Annotated in this window: 24 protein-coding genes and 1 tRNA gene; 23 read left to right on the plus strand and 2 right to left on the minus strand. The window is 45.6% G+C overall.

Features of this window, described 5'->3' with window-relative positions; translation table 11 throughout:
- The first annotated feature begins 84 nt into the window (after window positions 1-84).
- A complete protein-coding gene (gene gloA2, locus HMPREF9378_RS09955; protein ID WP_032908113.1) occupies window positions 85-471 on the plus strand; it encodes an SMU1112c/YaeR family gloxylase I-like metalloprotein in 387 nt (128 codons plus the stop codon).
- A 109-nt stretch (window positions 472-580) separates the two neighbouring features.
- Here the strand turns inward: gloA2 and HMPREF9378_RS09950 are convergent, their stop codons facing one another.
- Window positions 581-928, minus strand: a complete 348-nt coding sequence (locus tag HMPREF9378_RS09950; RefSeq protein ID WP_002897148.1) for a DUF3397 domain-containing protein — start codon at window positions 926-928, stop codon at window positions 581-583.
- Between the two features lie 151 nt (window positions 929-1,079).
- Between HMPREF9378_RS09950 and rplK the strand changes: the two genes are divergently transcribed.
- The 8 genes from rplK to HMPREF9378_RS09910 all read left to right on the plus strand — a co-directional run bounded on the left by rplK (window position 1,080) and on the right by HMPREF9378_RS09910 (window position 7,691).
- A complete protein-coding gene (gene rplK / locus HMPREF9378_RS09945) occupies window positions 1,080-1,505 on the plus strand; it encodes a 50S ribosomal protein L11 (protein WP_002894851.1) in 426 nt (141 codons plus the stop codon).
- Window positions 1,506-1,606: 101 nt separating this feature from the next.
- Complete coding sequence (gene rplA, locus HMPREF9378_RS09940; RefSeq protein ID WP_002894855.1) at window positions 1,607-2,296, plus strand: 50S ribosomal protein L1; 690 nt, start codon at window positions 1,607-1,609, stop codon at window positions 2,294-2,296.
- A 128-nt stretch (window positions 2,297-2,424) separates the two neighbouring features.
- Entirely contained in the window at window positions 2,425-3,876 is a 1,452-nt protein-coding gene (locus tag HMPREF9378_RS09935) for an APC family permease (RefSeq protein ID WP_002899880.1), read from the plus strand.
- 189 nt (window positions 3,877-4,065) lie between these two features.
- Window positions 4,066-4,791, plus strand: coding sequence for a UMP kinase (gene pyrH, locus HMPREF9378_RS09930; RefSeq protein ID WP_002894857.1), 726 nt, complete (start codon window positions 4,066-4,068; stop codon window positions 4,789-4,791).
- A 19-nt stretch (window positions 4,792-4,810) separates the two neighbouring features.
- Window positions 4,811-5,368, plus strand: a complete 558-nt coding sequence (gene frr / locus HMPREF9378_RS09925) for a ribosome recycling factor (RefSeq protein ID WP_002894858.1) — start codon at window positions 4,811-4,813, stop codon at window positions 5,366-5,368.
- 104 nt (window positions 5,369-5,472) lie between these two features.
- Window positions 5,473-6,327: an RNA-binding virulence regulatory protein CvfB gene (cvfB, locus tag HMPREF9378_RS09920; RefSeq protein ID WP_002899881.1), complete on the plus strand. Its 855-nt coding sequence runs from the start codon at window positions 5,473-5,475 to the stop codon at window positions 6,325-6,327.
- 68 nt (window positions 6,328-6,395) lie between these two features.
- Window positions 6,396-6,611, plus strand: coding sequence for a YozE family protein (locus HMPREF9378_RS09915; protein WP_002894860.1), 216 nt, complete (start codon window positions 6,396-6,398; stop codon window positions 6,609-6,611).
- A gap of 90 nt (window positions 6,612-6,701) precedes the next feature.
- The gene (locus HMPREF9378_RS09910; protein ID WP_002913322.1) at window positions 6,702-7,691 is read left to right on the plus strand and encodes a PhoH family protein; all 990 of its coding nucleotides are present in this window, start codon (window positions 6,702-6,704) and stop codon (window positions 7,689-7,691) included.
- Window positions 7,692-7,758: 67 nt separating this feature from the next.
- Here the strand turns inward: HMPREF9378_RS09910 and ald are convergent, their stop codons facing one another.
- Entirely contained in the window at window positions 7,759-8,871 is a 1,113-nt protein-coding gene (gene ald / locus HMPREF9378_RS09905) for an alanine dehydrogenase (RefSeq protein ID WP_002899883.1), read from the minus strand.
- A gap of 130 nt (window positions 8,872-9,001) precedes the next feature.
- On the opposite strand from ald, the gene HMPREF9378_RS09900 reads away from it, so the two are divergent.
- From HMPREF9378_RS09900 to smpB, 14 genes are all read left to right on the plus strand, one after another.
- Window positions 9,002-9,571, plus strand: coding sequence for a GNAT family N-acetyltransferase (locus HMPREF9378_RS09900; protein ID WP_002899884.1), 570 nt, complete (start codon window positions 9,002-9,004; stop codon window positions 9,569-9,571).
- A 48-nt stretch (window positions 9,572-9,619) separates the two neighbouring features.
- Window positions 9,620-9,692, plus strand: a tRNA-Thr gene (locus HMPREF9378_RS09895).
- A gap of 224 nt (window positions 9,693-9,916) precedes the next feature.
- Window positions 9,917-10,414 (plus strand): rRNA maturation RNase YbeY, encoded by a 498-nt coding sequence (gene ybeY / locus HMPREF9378_RS09890; RefSeq protein WP_002899885.1) that lies wholly within the window; start codon window positions 9,917-9,919, stop codon window positions 10,412-10,414.
- Entirely contained in the window at window positions 10,395-10,793 is a 399-nt protein-coding gene (locus HMPREF9378_RS09885; RefSeq protein ID WP_002894866.1) for a diacylglycerol kinase family protein, read from the plus strand. The genes ybeY and HMPREF9378_RS09885 overlap by 20 nt, the downstream gene beginning before the upstream one ends.
- 66 nt (window positions 10,794-10,859) lie before the next feature.
- Window positions 10,860-11,759: a GTPase Era gene (era, locus tag HMPREF9378_RS09880; RefSeq protein ID WP_002899886.1), complete on the plus strand. Its 900-nt coding sequence runs from the start codon at window positions 10,860-10,862 to the stop codon at window positions 11,757-11,759.
- 26 nt (window positions 11,760-11,785) lie between these two features.
- A complete protein-coding gene (locus tag HMPREF9378_RS09875; protein ID WP_002899887.1) occupies window positions 11,786-12,568 on the plus strand; it encodes an alpha/beta fold hydrolase in 783 nt (260 codons plus the stop codon).
- A gap of 1 nt (window position 12,569) precedes the next feature.
- The gene (locus HMPREF9378_RS09870) at window positions 12,570-13,040 is read left to right on the plus strand and encodes an NUDIX hydrolase (protein WP_002899888.1); all 471 of its coding nucleotides are present in this window, start codon (window positions 12,570-12,572) and stop codon (window positions 13,038-13,040) included.
- Window positions 13,041-13,067: 27 nt separating this feature from the next.
- Window positions 13,068-13,892, plus strand: a complete 825-nt coding sequence (mutM, locus tag HMPREF9378_RS09865) for a DNA-formamidopyrimidine glycosylase (RefSeq protein WP_002913323.1) — start codon at window positions 13,068-13,070, stop codon at window positions 13,890-13,892.
- A 5-nt stretch (window positions 13,893-13,897) separates the two neighbouring features.
- Window positions 13,898-14,494 (plus strand): dephospho-CoA kinase, encoded by a 597-nt coding sequence (gene coaE / locus HMPREF9378_RS09860; protein ID WP_002913324.1) that lies wholly within the window; start codon window positions 13,898-13,900, stop codon window positions 14,492-14,494.
- A gap of 3 nt (window positions 14,495-14,497) precedes the next feature.
- Window positions 14,498-15,700 carry a multidrug efflux MFS transporter gene (locus HMPREF9378_RS09855; protein ID WP_277612459.1) on the plus strand — a complete coding sequence of 401 codons (1,203 nt, stop codon included), beginning with the start codon at window positions 14,498-14,500 and terminating at the stop codon, window positions 15,698-15,700.
- Entirely contained in the window at window positions 15,700-15,849 is a 150-nt protein-coding gene (gene rpmG / locus HMPREF9378_RS11035) for a 50S ribosomal protein L33 (RefSeq protein ID WP_072074309.1), read from the plus strand. The genes HMPREF9378_RS09855 and rpmG overlap by 1 nt, the downstream gene beginning before the upstream one ends.
- A gap of 42 nt (window positions 15,850-15,891) precedes the next feature.
- Window positions 15,892-16,125, plus strand: coding sequence for a preprotein translocase subunit SecG (gene secG / locus HMPREF9378_RS09850; RefSeq protein WP_002894878.1), 234 nt, complete (start codon window positions 15,892-15,894; stop codon window positions 16,123-16,125).
- An 89-nt stretch (window positions 16,126-16,214) separates the two neighbouring features.
- On the plus strand, window positions 16,215-18,563 hold the full coding sequence (gene rnr, locus HMPREF9378_RS09845) for a ribonuclease R (RefSeq protein WP_002913326.1): 2,349 nt from the start codon (window positions 16,215-16,217) through the stop codon (window positions 18,561-18,563).
- Complete coding sequence (gene smpB / locus HMPREF9378_RS09840) at window positions 18,526-18,993, plus strand: SsrA-binding protein SmpB (protein WP_002894882.1); 468 nt, start codon at window positions 18,526-18,528, stop codon at window positions 18,991-18,993. The genes rnr and smpB overlap by 38 nt, the downstream gene beginning before the upstream one ends.
- Window positions 18,994-19,060 lie beyond the last annotated feature (67 nt).

Here is a 19,060-nt window from a genome sequence, read left to right on the forward strand (position 1 = left end):
AATCATTTGATAAAAACAAATCTGCCAGCAGTCAGCCGGCAGATTTTCTCTACTTACACATTGCCAAGGAAAGGAAAAGAAGGTATGAAACTAGATACCATTCACCATATAGCCATCATTGGCCATGATTATGCCAAGACTAGGGAGTTTTATGTGGACAAGCTGGGCTTTGAGCAGCTGGATGAGCACCATCGGCTGGACAAGCAGGATATTCTCTTTAATGTTCGCAAGGGAAATCTAACTCTGGAAATTTTTATCAAGGAAGAAGCTCCCAAGCGGCCAGCCCTGCCTGCTCCAGAGCATACGGGTCTGCGGCATCTGGCCTTCCGAGTGACAAATGTCGAAGAAACGCTAGCGGAATTTGACCGTTTGGAGATTCCTCATACCGAGCTGCGCTATGACGACTTTGACGGCCGTAAGATGGCTTTCTTCTTTGATCCGGATGGCCTGCCTCTGGAGATTCATGAATAAGACTAGGAGCATCGTAAGGTTCTTCTTTCACGGCAAAAGAACGACTTGTAAGTCCCGCATATGAAAACCCATCGGCTATCTTATAACCGATGGGTTTTATTTTACATTGTTACAAAAAGAGTCCGATGACCATGGCTAGGTACATGAAGAAGGTCAGAAGAAAACCTGCCCGCCAGAAGAACTTAAAGAACTTAGGATAGTAGAAACTCCTTTTTTTCTTTAGAAAATAGATGGTTATTGCGATAGCGAGAACTGAGAGAGCTAGGGTCAGCTGGGGCAGCAAGCTGTGGTAGTAGGCCTTGTCTGAAATGATATAAAATTCCACAACAAAAAGCGGAAAAGCCAAGTCCGCAAAGTTTAAACCGTATTTTCTTAATTGAAAAACTCGCACAGTAATAGTGGTTAAAATCAAAGTTAAAAAGATAAATAAAATCGAAGCAATCTTTAATAGTGTCATAAGATTATTTTACCACAAAAAATTCAAAAAAGAAGATAAAATTCCTTGCATTTAACAAAGTTTAGTGTATAATAGAAAGGTATGCGAAAAGCATACTTGTGGGAGGTAAAAATCTTTATTTACCGCCAAAACCACAAAGGAGGATTTAAAAATGGCTAAAAAAGTCGAAAAACTTGTAAAATTGCAAATCCCTGCTGGTAAAGCTACTCCAGCTCCACCAGTTGGTCCTGCGCTTGGTCAAGCCGGTATCAACATCATGGGATTCACTAAGGAGTTCAACGCTCGTACAGCTGATCAAGCTGGTATGATTATTCCAGTTGTTATCTCAGTATACGAAGACAAATCATTCACTTTCGTGACTAAGACTCCGCCAGCTGCTGTTCTTTTGAAGAAAGCTGCAGGTGTTGAAAAAGGTTCTGGTGAGCCAAACAAAACGAAAGTTGCAACAGTTACTCGTGCGCAAGTACAAGAAATTGCTGAAACTAAGATGCCAGATTTGAACGCTGCAAACATCGAGTCTGCAATGCGTATGATTGAAGGTACTGCTCGTTCTATGGGATTCACTGTTGTTGACTAATCAATAACGCTCGTCCCATTTGCCCGCACTACACTTGATCAGATTGACGAGTGACGTGGGAGATGAAAATCGATTGAACCACTTACAAGGAGAAAGATAAAATGGCTAAAAAAAGCAAACAACTTCGTGCTGCTCTTGAAAAAATCGACAGCACAAAAGCATACAGCGTAGAAGAAGCTGTAGCACTTGCAAAAGAAACTAACTTTGCAAAATTCGACGCAACTGTAGAAGTTGCTTACAACTTGAACATCGACGTTAAAAAAGCTGACCAACAAATCCGTGGCGCAATGGTATTGCCAAACGGAACTGGTAAAACTTCACGCGTTCTTGTTTTCGCACGTGGTGCTAAAGCAGAAGAAGCGAAAGCTGCTGGCGCAGACTTCGTTGGTGAAGATGACCTCGTTGCAAAAATCAACGACGGTTGGTTGGACTTTGACGTAGTAATCGCTACACCTGATATGATGGCACTTGTAGGTCGCCTTGGACGTGTCCTTGGACCTCGTAACTTGATGCCAAACCCTAAGACTGGTACTGTAACAATGGACGTTGCAAAAGCAGTTGAAGAGTCTAAAGGTGGTAAGATTACTTACCGTGCAGACCGTGCAGGTAACGTACAAGCTATCATTGGTAAAGTTTCATTTGAAGCTGACAAGTTGGTTGAAAACTTCAAAGCTTTCAACGACACAATCCAAAAAGCGAAACCAGCTACTGCTAAAGGTACTTACGTAACTAACCTGACTATCACTACTACACAAGGTGTTGGTATCAAGGTTGACGTAAACTCACTTTAAGAATTAATTGAACTGCCTTTGGGTAGTTCTTTTTTTGAAATAAAAACGCTGATAGCGATTACAAACTCATAGAAACATGTTATAATAATATCCAATCAATTTATTTTATAACAAAAGGAGACGGTGTCATGAAAAAAGATCAGAACCAGCTAACCTGGCTGATGGTATCTCTGATTGCTTTTAATATGGTCTGGGGTCTGGGGAATGTGGTTAATAACTACTCTCAGCAGGGCATTTCAGTGATTGTTTCTTGGATTCTTATCCTGGCTATTTACTTTATTCCCTATGCCCTCATCGTGGGACAGTTAGGCTCTACTTTTAAGGAGAGCGGAGGCGGTGTCAGCGACTGGGTGGAGAAAACCTCTACCAAGCGACTGGCTTATTTTGCGGCCTGGACTTACTGGGTGGTGCACATTCCCTATCTGGCTCAGAAGCCGCAGGGAGTTTTGATTCCGCTGGGCTGGGCTATTCAGGGGAATGGTGACTTTTTGAGCAGCCTTGATATTCATTGGATTGTTATTCTTAGCTTGCTGATTTTCGGTGCCTTTCTCTATTTGTCCACCAAGGGGCTGTCCACGCTCAAGGTGATTGGGGGCTTGGCAGGAAGTGCCATGCTGATTATGTCTTTCCTCTTTGTCCTCTTAGCAGTCGGGGCACCTTTTATCAAACCTGACATGCTGTTTGCGACGGCTAATATGGATAAGCTTAGCACTTACATTCCCAACTTTGACTTCTCTTATTTCACGACTATCTCCCTCTTAGTCTTTGCGGTCGGCGGGGCTGAGAAAATCTCGCCTTACGTTAACCAAACACGCAATCCAGCCAAGGAATTTCCAAAGGGGATGATTGTCATGGCTGTCATGGTTGGTGCATCTGCTATTCTAGGCTCTATTGCTATGGGCATGCTTTTTGATGGCAGCAATATTCCTGAGGATCTGATGCGAAACGGTGCTTACCAAGCTTTTCAAATGCTGGGCAACTACTGGGGTGTAGGCAATGTACTAGTAGTCATCTATGCCCTGACCAATATGGTTGGACAGATTGCTGCACTGGCTTTCTCTATTGACGCACCTCTGCAAATCATGCTCAATAATGCAGATGAAGAGTTTGTCCCAAGTTGGCTGCGCAAGCGGACATCAAAAGGAGTCCTAATTAACGGTTACATCCTGACTGGGATTTTGGTTAGCTTACTAATTATTCTGCCTATCTTTGGAATCAAAGAAATTGACGGCCTGGTCAAATGGATGACCAATCTCAATTCCATCGTTATGCCCATGCGTTATCTCTGGGTATTCCTGGCCTACATGATGTTGAACAAGGCCTGGAAGAAGTACAAGGATGCCGAGTACAAGTTTACCAAAAATCCTAAAGTTGGCTTTGCTATCGGAGCTTGGTGCTTCCTCTTTACAGCCTTTGCCTGCATTTTAGGGATGGTTCCGAAAGTGGACTTTGCCAAAGACCCAGCAGGCTGGCAATTCTCTCTCTTGACAAATATCCTGACCCCAATCGTCTTGATCAGTCTGGGTGTCATCCTGCCGCTCTTAGCTAAGCATGAAAGAAAACAGTCGCTCAAGCAGTGAGTAGACCTTGTAAAAGATGATTGAAGTATTTATTCCCAGTTCTATCTGATGATGGGGCTGGTTTTTCTGTGAAATGAGCTTGTCTGCTCTGCTATTTTACAAAAAGGAAAAAGAAAAATTTCAGTGATTTAACTATATAAAAATCACAAAATGTGGTAAAATAGTACAGATAAAATAAGGAGTAAAAAAATGGTAGAACCTAAGTATAAGCGTATTTTGATTAAGTTGTCGGGTGAAGCTCTTGCCGGTGAAAAAGGCGTTGGTATTGATATTCAAACCGTTCAGAAGATGGCGGAAGAAATCAAAGAAGTTCATGATTTGGGAGTTCAGATCGCTCTGGTTATCGGAGGTGGAAACCTATGGCGGGGTGAGCCGGCAGCAGAAGCGGGTATGGATCGTGTGCAGGCCGATTATACTGGTATGTTGGGCACTGTCATGAATGCGCTGGTAATGGCGGATTCGCTGCAGCAAGTCGGTGTAGATACGCGCGTGCAGACTGCGATTGCTATGCAGCAGGTTGCTGAACCTTACATCCGAGGTCGGGCCCTTCGTCATTTGGAAAAAGGCCGTATCGTCATTTTCGGTGCAGGTATTGGTTCTCCTTATTTTTCAACCGATACAACCGCTGCATTGCGCTCAGCAGAGATTGAAGCAGATGCGATTCTCATGGCCAAAAATGGCGTAGATGGTGTTTACAATGCCGATCCTAAGAAAGACAAGACCGCTGTTAAGTTTGATGAGCTGACTCACCGAGATGTCATCAGCAAGGGACTGCGGATTATGGACTCAACGGCTTCGACCCTGTCTATGGACAATGACATTGACTTGGTTGTCTTTAATATGAATGAGCCGGGCAATATCAAACGCGTTGTTATCGGTGAGCAAATCGGAACAACAGTATCAAATAATTTATAAGAACGGAGATTAGAAACTCATGGCAAATGCAATTGTAGAAAAAGCAAAAGAAAGAATGACCCACTCGCACCAAAGTTTGGCTCGTGAATTTGGCAGCATCCGTGCAGGCCGCGCCAATGCCAGCCTTTTGGACCGCATCCATGTGGAGTACTATGGAGTAGAAACTCCGCTCAATCAAATCGCTTCGATTACGATTCCGGAAGCGCGTGTTCTTTTGGTGACACCTTTTGACAAGTCTTCTATCAAGGACATTGAGCGTGCGCTTAATGCTTCTGACCTCGGGATTACTCCAGCCAGCGATGGCTCTGTGATTCGTCTGGTCATTCCAGCCCTGACAGAGGAAACCCGTCGTGACTTGGCTAAAGAAGTGAAAAAGGTCGGTGAAAATGCTAAAGTTGCCATCCGTAACATCCGCCGCGATGCTATGGACGAAGCTAAGAAGCAGGAAAAAGCCAAAGAAATCACTGAAGACGAATTGAAGACCTTGGAAAAGGATATTCAAAAAGTAACGGATGATGCTGTCAAACATATCGACGAGATGACAGCAAATAAAGAAAAAGAACTTTTAGAAGTTTAACATTTTTATCAGAATCAAAACTCAGTTGGCTTTGGCTGACTGAGTTGTTTTAACATCAAAAATCCTTGCCCGGTTTGAAGAAGCAAGGTAGAAAATAGGTCTATATGAATACAAATCTTGCCAGCTTCATCGTGGGTATCATCACGGATGAAAATGATCGCTTTTACTTTGTTCAAAAGGATGGTCAGGTTTACGCTCTTTCTAAGGAAGAGGGGGCGCATGAGCTGGGGCAGTCTGTCAAAGGCTTTGCCTACAGCGATATGAAGCAGAAGCTTCGCCTGACAACTCTTGAAGTTACAGCTACTCAAGACCAGTTTGGCTGGGGAACAGTAACGGAGGTCCGAAAGGATCTAGGTGTCTTTGTCGATACCGGTCTGCCGGATAAACAAATCGTTGTGTCACTTGACATCTTGCCAGAAATCAAGGAACTCTGGCCAAAAAAGGGTGACCTCCTTTATATCCGTCTGGAAGTAGATAAGAAAGACCGCATCTGGGGCCAACTGGCTTATCAGGAGGATTTCCAGCGTCTGGCTCGTCCTGCCTATAATAACATGCAGAACCAAAACTGGCCAGCCATCGTTTATCGGCTCAAGCTTTCTGGTACCTTTGTCTACCTGCCGGAGAATAATATGCTGGGCTTCATTCATCCGAGTGAGCGCTATGCAGAGCCACGTCTTGGTCAGGTCTTGGACGCGCGGGTAATTGGCTTCCGTGAAGTAGACCGCACTCTTAACCTCTCTCTCAAGCCTCGCTCCTTTGAAATGTTGGAAAACGATGCCCAGATGATTCTGACCTATCTGGAGAGCAATGGCGGTTTTATGACTTTGAACGATAAATCTTCACCAGACGACATCAAGGCTACATTTGGCATTTCCAAAGGCCAGTTTAAAAAAGCTCTGGGTGGGCTGATGAAAGCTGGTAAAATCAAGCAGGACCCGACTGGAACGGAGTTGGTGTGAGGATAAAGAATCACGTATCTAGAGCTGATGCTTGGAAGGATACTGTCTTAAAGAAATGAAAGGAACCCATGAGAAAATCTTTTTACAGCTGGCTGATGACAGAGCGCAATCCTAAGAGCAAGGAGCCCAAGGCTATTTTGGCGGATTTGGCTTTTCAGGATACGGCCTTTCCAAAGCATACGGATGATTTTGATGAGGTCAGTCGTTTTCTGGAGGAGCATGCAAATTTTTCCTTTAACTTGGGCGAGTTCGATGCTATTTGGGAAGAATATCAGGCACATTGAGTAGATAGTGGCTAGGGATAGTCATTTTCTGCTTGCTTTGATATAATAAAGATAATTCATTCAAAAAAATAAATTAGAGAGGTTCTTTGTTTGCAGGAACATTCAGTAGAATTGAAACTGGGCCATCCAGATGATGCCTTTCATCTCTTTGGCTCTAATGAACGCCATCTGCGCCTAATGGAGCAGGAATTGAAGGTAACCATTCATGCCCGAACCGAGATTGTGCAGATTTTGGGTACGGAGGCTGCCTGCGAGGAGACTCGACAGGTCATTCAAGCACTGTTGGTCTTGGTCAATCGTGGCATGATTATCGGTACTCCCGATGTTGTGACAGCCATTACCATGGTCAAAAATGACGAAATTGATAAGTTTGTAGCTCTTTACGAAGAAGAGATTATCAAGGACAGTTATGGCAAGCCAATTCGGGTCAAGACACTTGGCCAGAAAATTTATGTGGATAGTGTTAAAAATCATGATATTGTCTTTGGGATTGGTCCAGCCGGGACAGGGAAGACATTTCTGGCGGTGACCTTGGCCGTGACTGCTCTTAAGCGTGGTCAGGTCAAGCGAATTATTCTGACACGGCCAGCGGTTGAAGCTGGTGAGAGTTTGGGCTTTCTGCCTGGTGACCTTAAGGAAAAGGTTGATCCATATCTGCGTCCGGTCTATGATGCCTTGTATCAGATTTTGGGTAAGGACCAGACGACGCGCCTCATGGAGCGAGAAATCATTGAGATTGCACCCTTAGCCTATATGCGGGGGCGGACGCTGGATGATGCCTTTGTGATTCTGGACGAGGCACAGAATACCACCATCATGCAGATGAAGATGTTTCTGACACGCCTTGGTTTTCAGTCCAAGATGATTGTCAATGGAGACATCAGCCAGATTGATCTGCCTCGCAATGTTAAATCAGGACTCATTGATGCTCAGGAGAAATTGAAGAGCATCTCCCAGATCGATTTTGTGCATTTCTCAGCTAAGGATGTCGTTCGTCATCCAGTGGTGGCGCAGATTATCAGGGCTTATGAACCAGCTCCTGTTAAAGAGGCTGCAACTGAGCCAGAAGAAATGGAATAACATACGAAAAGAGCAGATTTATTCCTGCTCTTTTTTGTGAGATTGATTTTAAAGTTGAAATAATCAACTAAACGAGTTCGTCAATAGATGTGTAGTCCTTGTTGAGGCCCTCTGCAACTGGCAGGCTGGTGATATGACCTTGGTAAGTTGTTACACCTTGGCGCAGTCCTTGGTCATCTGTAATGGCTTGCTTGAAGCCTTTCTCTGCCAAGGCTTCAATATAAGGAAGGGTGACATTTGTCAAGGCGATGGTAGAAGTGCGGGCTACGGCACCAGGGATATTAGCAACTGCATAATGGAGGACACCGTGTTTTTCATAGACAGGCTCGGTGTGAGTCGTTACGCGGTCGGCTGTTTCGATGACACCGCCCTGGTCAACGGCTACGTCTACAATGACAGAGCCTGGACGCATTTGCTTAACCATATCATCTGTCACCAGTTTCGGAGCCTTCGCACCTGGAATGAGGACGGCACCGATCACGACATCTGCTTCTCGAACGCTAGCTTCGATATTGAACGGATTAGACATGAGGGTCTGGATTTGATGGCCAAAGACATCTTCTAGGACAGACAGACGCTTAGCGCTGATATCCAGAATAGTCACTTGAGCGCCTAGTCCTAGAGCAATACGAGCGGCATGGGTCCCTACGACACCGCCACCGATGATGGTTACTTTCCCTTTCGGAACGCCCGGTACGCCACCGAGAAGTACGCCAGATCCACCTTCGCGCTTAGTCAGGAAGTGGGCTCCGATTTGGACAGCCATCCGTCCAGCTACCTCACTCATAGGTACCAAGAGTGGCAGTTGTCCATCTTGATCGCGGACAGTTTCATAGGCCAGACCAGTCGTCTTGGCACTGGTCATAGCATCTGCAAGCTCAGGAGCGGCAGCCATGTGCAGGTAGGTAAAGAGCAAGAGGTCATCACGCAGGAATCCATATTCAGCTGCCAGAGGTTCTTTGACCTTGACCACTAGCTCAGCTGCCCAAGCTTCTGCAGCAGTAGGGACGATTTTTGCACCTTGCTTTTCATAGTCTGCATCTGTAAAACCAGATCCCAGCCCTGCATTTGTCTCAATCAGCACTTCATGTCCTTTACCAACGAGGCTTTGAACACCAGCTGGTGTCAGAGCGACACGATTTTCATTGTTTTTGATTTCTTTTGGAATACCGATTAACATAAAAAATATGCTCCTTTTTTAAGATGTTTTTATTGTATATGAAAACGCTTTAAAAATCAAGAAAAAATCGGAGCGGTTTGCTTTCATTAGTGAATTGTGCTATTCTGTTAAGAAAAACTAGGAGGTCCTGATGGAAAATATCTATGTCAAATTGGCTCGTCATACCAGACTGGAAACTGAGCGGTTGATTCTGCGTCCAGTGACCTTGGAAGATGCCCCAGCGATGTTTGAGTACGCTTCGGATGAGGAAAATACTCGCTATACCTTTGAGACTAACAAAAGCCTGGAAGAAACACGCAATAATATCGCTCTCTTTTATCTGGCCAATCCTCTGGGGCGCTGGGGAATAGAAGTGAAGGAAAGCGGCAAATTCATTGGGACTATTGACCTGCATAAGATCAGGCTGGACTTGAAAACAGCGGCTATCGGCTATGTAATCAATAAAAAATACTGGAATCAGGGTTATACGACAGAGGCCAATCGCGCAGTCATCAAGCTGGCTTTTGAGGAAATCGGGATGAACAAACTTGTAGCGCTGCACGATGTCGATAATCCAGCATCTGGCCGGGTTATGGTCAAGTCTGGTATGAAATATTCCCACGAAGAGCCTTATGCATCACTAGACAAGCATGAGCAAGGCCGCATTGTGACACGGGTTCATTACTATCTGACTAGGGAAGATTATTTTGCAAAAAAATGAGAAAGGATATTGACAAGCACCTATCTACATGATATATTAGATAGGTACGCTGATTTAGCTCAGTTGGCAGAGCGCATCCATGGTAAGGATGAGGTCGCCGGTTCGATCCCGGCAATTAGCATCTTGTAGGACAAGGTTGGGTTTTCCCAGCCTTTTCTTTTTGTCAATGATAGTAGGTAGTGAAAGGCAAAGTTTCGGGAAAGAACATAATAAAAATAGCTGCTTTTGTCTTTACAGTGAGAGGTTGACAAATCTGCTCTGCTATTTTCCAAAACCCTGCCCTCGGCTCCCTAAAGTGAGTCAAAATATGATATAATAAGGTAATACTAGCAAAGCGGGTAAGATATGTATATCGAAATGGTAGATGAGACGGGTCAGGTTTCGGAAGAGATTCTTAAACAGACTCAGGAAATTTTGGAGTTTGCGGCCCAGAAAACGGGCAAGGAAAAGAAGGAAATGGCTGTGACTTTTGTCAGCAATGAGCGCAGTCATGAACTCAACTTAGAATATAGAGATACGGATCGGCCAACGGATGTGATTAGCTTGGAGTATAAGCCTGAGCTGGACGTCTCTGTTGACGAGGAGGATTTGCTGGACCATCCTGAGCTAGCTGAGATGCTGGAGGATTTTGACGCCTATATCGGCGAGCTGTTCATTTCAGTGGACAAGGCGCGTGAGCAGGCAGAGGAATACGGCCACAGCTTTGAGCGGGAGATGGGCTTTTTGGCAGTGCATGGTTTTCTGCATATCAATGGCTATGATCACTATACGCCGGAAGAAGAAGCAGAAATGTTTGGTTTACAGGAAGAAATTTTAACTGCTTATGGACTCACAAGGAAATAACAAACGCAAATGGAAAAATCGAGATGTGGTCTCGAGTCTGGAATTTGCTTTAACCGGTATTTTTACAGCCTTTAAAGAGGAGCGCAATCTGCGCAAGCATGTCCTTTCGGCTTTGGCAGTGATAGTTGCGGGACTGATTTTTGACTTGTCCGCTATAGAATGGCTCTTTCTCTTTTTGAGCATTTTTCTGGTCATTGCCTTTGAGATTGTCAATTCTGCCATTGAAAATGTCGTGGATCTGGCCAGCGATTACCACTTTTCTATGCGGGCCAAGAATGCCAAGGATATGGCAGCGGGAGCTGTTCTGGTCGTGTCTGGCTTTGCTGTTGTGACAGGGCTGATTATTTTTGTTCCCAAAATTTGGGACTGGATTTTTTAAAGATTTGAAAATCGGGGGAGACTGCCGATTTTCTGCTGTTTTAATGGAAATAATAGAGGTGAAAGAATGACTTTTAAATCAGGTTTTGTAGCTATTTTAGGACGTCCTAATGTTGGGAAATCAACCTTTTTGAATCATGTTATGGGGCAAAAGATTGCCATCATGAGTGATAAGGCTCAGACCACACGCAATAAGATTATGGGAATTTACACGACGGATAAGGAGCAGATTGTCTTTATCGATACGCCGGGAATCCACAAGCCAAAGACGGCTCTAGGTGATTTTATGGTTGAAGCGGCCTATAGCACTCTGCGTGAGGTGGATACCGTCCTCTTCATGGTGCCAGCTGATGAGCCGCGTGGCAAGGGCGATGACATGATTATCGAGCGCCTGAAAGCGGCTAAGGTGCCAGTTATTTTGGTGGTTAATAAGATTGATAAAGTCCATCCAGATCAGCTTTTAGCGCAAATTGATGATTTCCGTCAGCAGATGGACTTCAAAGAAATTGTGCCGATTTCAGCCCTGCAGGGCAATAATGTGTCCTATCTTATTGATATTCTCAGTGAGAATCTGGAGGAAGGCTTCCAGTATTTCCCAGAAGACCAGATTACCGACCATCCGGAGCGCTTTCTGGTGTCTGAGATGATTCGGGAGAAAGTGTTGATGTTGACGCGGGAGGAAATTCCCCACTCAGTGGCAGTGGTTGTTGACAGCATGAAGCGAGACGAAGAGACGGACAAGGTCCATATCCGAGCAACTATCATGGTGGAGCGTGACAGCCAAAAAGGCATTATCATCGGTAAAGGTGGATCCATGCTGAAGAAAATCGGATCCATGGCTCGGCGCGATATTGAGCTCATGCTGGGGGACAAGGTCTTCCTAGAAACTTGGGTCAAGGTCAAGAAAAATTGGCGGGACAAGAAGCTGGACTTGGCGGATTTTGGCTATAATAAGAAGGAGTATTGAGGCTTTCTAAGCCAGTAAGTGAGGTGATGGAGATGTCGTCGTTATTCATTGATGAAAGAGGGGAGCAAAATCCAAAAAGTATTATCTTTTTGCATGCTTTAGGCTCTAGCAGTCAGATGTGGCGACACCATGTTGCTGCGCTTGAGCAAGATTTTCATTGCATTCTTGTGGATTTACCTAGTCACGGAGCCAGTCATAATATTGAGTGGACAAACTTTGATGATGTCGTGGAAATGATTGTGGCTGTCATTAAAAGCAAAGCACATGGCAAGCCGCACTTAGTCGGGCTTTCATTAGGCGGTTCACTCATTCTTAAGTTGTTGGAAAAACATTCTAGTCTTATAGATAGAGTCATTGTGGATGGGGCAAGCCCTCAGCCAATTAAGGGCTATCGCAAGATCATTGCCATTGTCTATCTGATGTCTTTCTTGAAAAATACTAAATTTGTAGCCAATCTCCTGACAAAAATGATGCAAGAGGACGGAGCACCTGCCCAAGACGTTCAGCGCTTTGTTGCAGATTTCCAAAGAGCTGAACGGCTCTCATTTCGACGTGCGATGTCACAGGCAAATCTGCTGAGACTTGACTTGCAGTTTGATAATCCTGCTTTCTTTATCTCAGGTGGGAAAGAAGCCGAAACCATTCATGACTGGCACCGCAGGTTGGCGCAGAAAAATGCTAGGTCTGAATGCGCCTATTATCCTGACAAAGGGCATGCTTGGCTTTTTAGTGATGTGGATACGCATATTCAGCTGCTGCGCTATTTCTTTCAAAACGCTGCCTTTCCAGAGAAATTGAAAGGATTTTGATATGGACTATATTTCCTATATTCGCTCCAAGGTGGGGCATGATAAGGTTATTCTGAATTTTGCTGGTGGGATTCTGGCAGACGAGGATGGTCGAGTGCTTCTGCAGTTGCGAGGTGATAAAAAAACATGGGCGATTCCTGGTGGAGCTATGGAGCTTGGGGAAACTTCTATGCAAGCAGCCGTGCGCGAATTTTACGAAGAGACAGGCATTGCTGTTGAAGCCAAGCGCTTGCTGAATGTTTACACTAATTTTGATGAATCTTATCCTAATGGTGACAAAGTGCAGACGGTTGTCTTTCTGTATGAATTGCAGGCACTAGAGAATGTTGATATTTCCAATTTTCACAATGAGGAAACACTGCGGTTAGGCTTTTTTTCTAAAGAAGAAATAGCAGAGCTGGAAAATGTATCGGATAAACACCGCCTGATGCTGGATGAGTATTTTTCGGACAGCTTTGCTATGGGGCTTTGATATTAAGAATAATAAGAAAGGAGCTTTATGCCTGAATTACCTGAAGTGGAGACGGTTCGGCGCGGTTTGGAGCGTCTGGTTGTTGGCAAGACGATTGGGCAGGTGCGGGTCCGCTATGCTAAGATGATTGGTACGGGAGTGGATAGCTTTGTCCATGACTTGCCAAGTCAGACCATTGAAAGGATTGGCCGTCGGGGCAAGTATTTGCTTTTTTACCTGACGGGTGGAGTGCTGATTTCCCATCTGCGAATGGAAGGCAAGTATCTTTTTTATCCTGATGCAGTGCCTGAGCGCAAGCATGCCCATGTCTTTTTCGAGATGACGGATGGTGGGACGCTTGTTTATGAGGATGTCCGCAAGTTTGGAACCATGGAGCTGTTGAATAAGGATCAGCTGGAGTTTTATTTTGCTGCTAGAAAGCTTGGTCCTGAGCCGACAGATGCGGACTTTCTTTTGTCGCCTTTTGCCGCAGCTTTGAGTCGTTCCAAGAAGCTCATCAAACCCTATTTGCTAGAGCAGACCTTGGTCGTTGGTCTAGGCAATATCTATGTAGATGAGGCCCTTTGGCGGGCACGGCTTCATCCGGCCAGGCCATCAGCTAGTCTGAAGCCTGCTGAAGTGAAGCGGCTGCGTGAGCAGATTATAGAAGTTTTGCAGCTTGGGATTGAGAAAAGGGGATCGACCATTCGGACCTATCGCAATGCTTTGGGTGAAGATGGCACGATGCAGGATTTTCTGCAGGTCTATGGAAAGACTGGTCACCCCTGTGCTAGATGCGGCAGCCCGATTGAGAAAATTAAGCTGAGCGGACGCGGTACCCATCTCTGTCCTCGCTGTCAGAAAGCGAGGTAGCTGTCATGGTAAGAATTATTGGTATCACTGGCGGCATTGCCTCAGGTAAGTCAACAGTGACAGAGTTTTTGAGGCAGCAGGGCTACCAAGTCATTGATGCAGATCAAGTGGTGCATGAGCTGCAGGAGCCGGGGGGGCGGCTTTATCAAGCTCTTTTATCTGCTTTTGGCCCAGCTATCTTACAGGAAGATGGGCGCTTGGACCGGCCCAAGCTGGGAGCTATGATTTTTGGGAATACCGAACTTCTGGCGCAGTCCAGTCAAATACAAAACCGTATTATTCGCGAGGAACTGGCTGGCAGGCGAGATATGCTGGCAGAGACGGAAGACATCTTTTTTATGGATCTTCCCTTGCTGTTTGAGTTACAATATGAGGACTGGTTTGACCAGATCTGGCTGGTGGACGTGACGGTGGAAACTCAGCTCAGTCGTCTTATGACTCGAAATGCTCTCAGTCAGGATGAAGCAGAGAAACGCATAGCAGCTCAGTTATCTTTACAAGAAAAACGAAAGAGGGCGGACGTGCTCATTGATAATAATGGCTCGCTTGAGGAAACTCGACAGCAGATTCGCAATGCTTTGCAGAAATTAGAAAGAAGATGATTTATCACGACACAAGTAAATTGGAAACATAACCTGAAAGTCGCTTGGTTTGGGAACTTCCTGACAGGTGCCAGCATTTCTCTGGTGACGCCTTTTATGCCACTTTTCGTGGAGCAGCTGGGTGCCAGAGGTCATGAGGTGGAGTATTACGCTGGGCTAGGGATTTCTCTCTCTGCAATCTCAGCGGCCCTGCTTTCTCCAGTTTGGGGAAGTCTGGCCGATCGGTATGGCCGTAAGCCTATGATGATACGTGCAGCTACTGCCATGGTTTTCACGATGGGCGGCATTGCCTTTGTGCCCAATATTTTCTGGCTTTTACTCCTACGCTTTCTAAACGGTGTTTTTGCTGGTTATGTTCCCAACAGCACAGCTCTGATTGCCAGTCAGGCTCCCAAGGAAAAAACGGGTTATGCTCTGGGAACTCTCTCGACCGGTGTTGTTGCGGGTAATCTTATGGGGCCATTTATTGGTGGTCTGATTGCGGAGATGTTCGGCATTCGCAATGTCTTTCTCCTGATTGGCGGCTTCTTTCTAGTGGCAGCCTTAATGACCTTTTATTTGATTCGGGAGGATTTTGTGCCAGTGACCCGACAAGAAGAGGTAGGCTTTAGGGAATTGCTGCGTCAACTCAGGTATCCTAAGATGCTGATGAATCTCTTTCTGACCAGCTTTGTTATCCAGTTTGCAGCTCAATCTATCAGTCCTATCCTTGCCCTCTATGTCAGAGAGCTGGGGCAAAAGGACAATCTGATTTTTGTTTCGGGTCTCATCGTTTCTAGCATGGGACTTTCCAGCATGATGAGCTCCAGTATTCTGGGGCGGTTAGGAGACCGTATCGGCAATCATCGGCTTCTGGTGCTGGCTCAGTTCTATTCAATCCTGATTTATCTGCTCTGTGCCAATGCTGGCTCCCCTATGCAGCTGGGCTTTTATCGCTTTTTATTTGGCCTAGGAACAGGGGCGCTGATACCAGGTGTCAATGCTCTGCTAAGTAAGATAACACCCAAGTTTGGAATCTCTAGAATTTTCAGCTATAATCAGATTTTCTTTTATCTGGGTGGAGTGGTCGGCCCTATGTCTGGTTCGGTCATTGCGGCAGCCTATGGCTATCATTCAGTTTTTTATGCAACAGCAGGGTTGGTTGCTGTTAGTATGCTGGCCAATCTCTTTAGTTTTCGAAATTTATTTAAAAAGAAGGATATCTAGTGCGAGTTAAAATAAATTTAAAATGTTCCAGCTGCGGCAGTCAGAACTATCTGACCAGCAAAAATACTAAAACGCATCCGGAAAAAATTGAGGTTTTAAAGTATTGTCCCAAGGAAAGAAAAGTTACTTTACATCTTGAATCCAAGTAGATTTTATGATAAAATAGATAGGATTTTAAGGAGTTTTTATTTATGTACAACCTATTATTAACCATTTTAGTCATTTTATCAGCTATTATTGTCATTGCAATTTTCATGCAACCAACCAAAAATCAGTCTAGCAACGTCTTTGATGCCAGTGCCAACGATTTGTTTGAACGTCCTAAGGCACGCGGTTTTGAAGCTGTGATGCAGCGTATGACGGGAATCATGATTTTCTTCTGGCTACTGATTGCATTGGTATTAGCAGTATTATCAAGTAAATAAAATGGGCTCTGACTTCGTCTTGGCCTATTTTTTAAGTTTTAAAGAGATTTAAAAGAGATGAAGAAAACGCTCATCAAGAGAAGAGGAATATGAAATCAGAAATCATTGAATATTTAAAAGAAAGACAGCAGGCCAGCGTGGATGAGCTGGCGGCTGCTTTGGGGAAAGGGTCTTCCAAGGACTTTAGTAGCATGGTCAAGACCATCTCCCAGATGGAAAGAAAGCATCAGATTCGCTTTGATGACAAGGGGCGGATTGAGCTTTATGAGAAGAAAAAGCAGGAGCGTCTGACGCTCAAGGGTGTTTTTCATGCCCACAAGAATGGCTTTGGCTTTGTTACCCTGAATGAAGAAGAGGATGATCTCTTTGTCGGCCGTAATGATGTCAATCATGCCATTGATGGCGATACGGTAGAAGTAGTCATTACCAAGGTGGCAGACCGTATCAAGGGAACATCAGCTGAGGCTAAGATTATCGATATTTTAGAGCACAGTCTGACGGCAGCAGTAGGCCAGCTGGTTCTGGATGAGGAAAAGCCCAAGTACGCGGGCTATATCCGCTCGAAAAATCAGAAAATCCGTCAGCCTATTTATATCAAAAAGCCAGCCATGGTTCTTGATGGTACAGAGGTGCTCAAGGTCGCTATTGACAAATATCCGACTAAGAAACACGATTTCTTCGTGGCCAGTCTGGTCGATGTGGTCGGTTATGTCAATGATCCAGGCATTGATGTACTGGAAGTGCTGGAGTCGATGGACATTGTCTCTGAATTTCCAGAAAAGGTCTTGCAAGAGGCCGAGCGAGTTCCAGATGCACCGACAAAGAGTGATTTAGAAGGACGTTTGGACCTGCGCGATGAGATTACCTTTACCATCGATGGAGAGGATGCCAAGGACTTGGACGATGCTGTCCATATCAAGCTCCTGAAAAATGGCAACTTTGAGCTGGGCGTCCACATCGCAGATGTGTCCTACTATGTCAAAGAAGGCTCTGAGCTGGACAAGGAAGCCCTCAATCGGGCGACTTCAGTCTATGTGACCGACCGAGTAGTGCCTATGTTGCCGGAGCGCCTGTCCAACGGTATCTGCTCCCTCAATCCAAATGTGGACCGGCTGACCCAGTCGGCTATCATGGAGATAGATGCTAAGGGGCGCGTGATCAAGCATACCATCACCCAGACTGTTATCAAGACGACCTTTCGCATGACCTACAGTGATGTCAACGACATCATTGCTGGAAATCAGGAAAAAGCTGAGCAGTTCAAGGAAATTGTGCCTAGTATTGACAGTATGGTCCAGCTACATGAGATTCTGGAAAGCATGCGCTTTAAACGCGGTGCGCTTAACTTTGACACCAACGAAGCCAAAATCATGGTCAATAAAGAAGGCCGGCCGGTGAACATTGTCCTGCGTCAGCGAGGAATTGCCGAGCGCATGATTGAGTCCTTTATGCTGGTGGCGAATGAGACGGTGGCTGAGCATTTTGCTAAGCTAAATCTGCCCTTCATCTATCGGATCCACGAGGAGCCTAAGGCGGAGAAGGTGCAGAAGTTTATCGACTACGCCTCTAGCTTTGGGATTCGGATATACGGGACGGCTAACTCTATGAGTCAGCAGGCTCTGCAGGATATTATGGAATCGGTCAAAGACCAGCCTTATGAGGATGTCCTATCCATGATGCTTCTGCGCTCCATGCAGCAGGCTCGCTACTCTGAGCACAATCACGGCCACTATGGTCTGGCAGCGGAGTTTTATACGCATTTCACCAGTCCGATTCGCCGCTATCCAGACCTTCTGGTTCACCGGATGGTACGGGATTATGGACATTCTAAAGAAATAGCAGAGCATTTTGAGCAAGTGATTCCAGAGATTGCCAGTCAGTCTTCCAGCCGAGAGCGTCGGGCTATTGAGGCCGAGCGTGAAGTTGAAGCTATGAAGAAGGCTGAGTACATGGAAGAATTTGTTGGGGAAGAGTTTGACGGCGTGGTTTCAAGCGTGGTCAAGTTTGGACTCTTCGTTGAACTGCCCAATACGGTCGAAGGCTTGATTCATGTTACCAACCTGCCAGAGTTTTACAGCTACAATGAGCGGACGATGACCCTGCAAGGAGAAAAGTCTGGTGTGGTCTTCAAGGTCGGTCAGCAGATTCGTATCAAGCTGGTCCGAGCGGATAAGGCTACAGGCGAGATTGACTTTGAATACCTGCCTAGTGAATTTGACCTGGTAGAAAAGACTAGCAAGAGTGGCAGAGGCAAGTCAGGTAGAAAGAGACGCCGTGAGGATGACAAGCGCAGCCATTCTTCCAAAGAAAAAGGCTACAGAGATAAGAAAGATAAGAAGTCCAAGAAAGGCAAGAGCCAGAAGGCATTTTACAAGGAACTAGTCAAGAAAGGAGCCAAGCATGGCAAAGGGAGAAGGAAAGGTCGTCGCGCAAAATAAAAAGGCCAGACACGACTACACCATCGTGGATACCATCGAGGCCGGCATGGTGCTGACCGGTACGGAAATCAAGAGTGTTCGCGCTGCTCGTATCAATCTCAAAGACGGCTTTGCCCAGATCAAGAACGGTGAGGCTTGGCTCAGCAATGTCCATATCGCTCCTTATGAAGAGGGCAATATCTGGAACCAAGAGCCTGAGCGCCGCAGAAAACTGCTGCTGCATAAGAAGCAGATCCAAAAGCTGGAGCAGGAGACCAAGGGAACTGGCATGACGCTGGTGCCACTCAAGGTCTATCTCAAGGATGGCTATGCCAAGCTGCTCCTAGGCCTAGCCAAAGGGAAGCACGACTACGACAAGCGCGAGTCCATCAAACGCCGCGAGCAAAACCGCGATATCGCAAGACAGATGAAGAACTTTAATACAAGATGAAAGACTGGGCGACCGGTCTTTTTTGGTATCCAACTCTGACTTTTGATTTATGCTATAATGGAAAGGA

It is taken from the genome of Streptococcus sanguinis SK1 = NCTC 7863 (genome assembly GCF_000194945.1).
Taxonomy (GTDB): Bacteria; Bacillota; Bacilli; order Lactobacillales; family Streptococcaceae; genus Streptococcus; species Streptococcus sanguinis.

What these genes read in the sequence shown, in the direction of transcription:
- ald (WP_002899883.1), bottom strand. Translation starts at nt 8,871, where the DNA reads ATGTTAATCGGTATTCCAAAAGAAATCAAAAACAATGAAAATCGTGTC.
- rplA (WP_002894855.1), top strand. Translation starts at nt 1,607, where the DNA reads ATGGCTAAAAAAAGCAAACAACTTCGTGCTGCTCTTGAAAAAATCGAC.
- HMPREF9378_RS09900 (WP_002899884.1), top strand. Translation starts at nt 9,002, where the DNA reads ATGGAAAATATCTATGTCAAATTGGCTCGTCATACCAGACTGGAAACT.
- cvfB (WP_002899881.1), top strand. Translation starts at nt 5,473, where the DNA reads ATGAATACAAATCTTGCCAGCTTCATCGTGGGTATCATCACGGATGAA.
- secG (WP_002894878.1), top strand. Translation starts at nt 15,892, where the DNA reads ATGTACAACCTATTATTAACCATTTTAGTCATTTTATCAGCTATTATT.
- HMPREF9378_RS09875 (WP_002899887.1), top strand. Translation starts at nt 11,786, where the DNA reads ATGGAGATGTCGTCGTTATTCATTGATGAAAGAGGGGAGCAAAATCCA.
- era (WP_002899886.1), top strand. Translation starts at nt 10,860, where the DNA reads ATGACTTTTAAATCAGGTTTTGTAGCTATTTTAGGACGTCCTAATGTT.
- ybeY (WP_002899885.1), top strand. Translation starts at nt 9,917, where the DNA reads ATGTATATCGAAATGGTAGATGAGACGGGTCAGGTTTCGGAAGAGATT.
- smpB (WP_002894882.1), top strand. Translation starts at nt 18,526, where the DNA reads ATGGCAAAGGGAGAAGGAAAGGTCGTCGCGCAAAATAAAAAGGCCAGA.
- rnr (WP_002913326.1), top strand. Translation starts at nt 16,215, where the DNA reads ATGAAATCAGAAATCATTGAATATTTAAAAGAAAGACAGCAGGCCAGC.
- gloA2 (WP_032908113.1), top strand. Translation starts at nt 85, where the DNA reads ATGAAACTAGATACCATTCACCATATAGCCATCATTGGCCATGATTAT.
- HMPREF9378_RS09870 (WP_002899888.1), top strand. Translation starts at nt 12,570, where the DNA reads ATGGACTATATTTCCTATATTCGCTCCAAGGTGGGGCATGATAAGGTT.
- mutM (WP_002913323.1), top strand. Translation starts at nt 13,068, where the DNA reads ATGCCTGAATTACCTGAAGTGGAGACGGTTCGGCGCGGTTTGGAGCGT.
- HMPREF9378_RS09935 (WP_002899880.1), top strand. Translation starts at nt 2,425, where the DNA reads ATGAAAAAAGATCAGAACCAGCTAACCTGGCTGATGGTATCTCTGATT.
- frr (WP_002894858.1), top strand. Translation starts at nt 4,811, where the DNA reads ATGGCAAATGCAATTGTAGAAAAAGCAAAAGAAAGAATGACCCACTCG.
- HMPREF9378_RS09885 (WP_002894866.1), top strand. Translation starts at nt 10,395, where the DNA reads ATGGACTCACAAGGAAATAACAAACGCAAATGGAAAAATCGAGATGTG.
- rplK (WP_002894851.1), top strand. Translation starts at nt 1,080, where the DNA reads ATGGCTAAAAAAGTCGAAAAACTTGTAAAATTGCAAATCCCTGCTGGT.
- pyrH (WP_002894857.1), top strand. Translation starts at nt 4,066, where the DNA reads ATGGTAGAACCTAAGTATAAGCGTATTTTGATTAAGTTGTCGGGTGAA.
- HMPREF9378_RS09915 (WP_002894860.1), top strand. Translation starts at nt 6,396, where the DNA reads ATGAGAAAATCTTTTTACAGCTGGCTGATGACAGAGCGCAATCCTAAG.
- coaE (WP_002913324.1), top strand. Translation starts at nt 13,898, where the DNA reads ATGGTAAGAATTATTGGTATCACTGGCGGCATTGCCTCAGGTAAGTCA.
- HMPREF9378_RS09950 (WP_002897148.1), bottom strand. Translation starts at nt 928, where the DNA reads ATGACACTATTAAAGATTGCTTCGATTTTATTTATCTTTTTAACTTTG.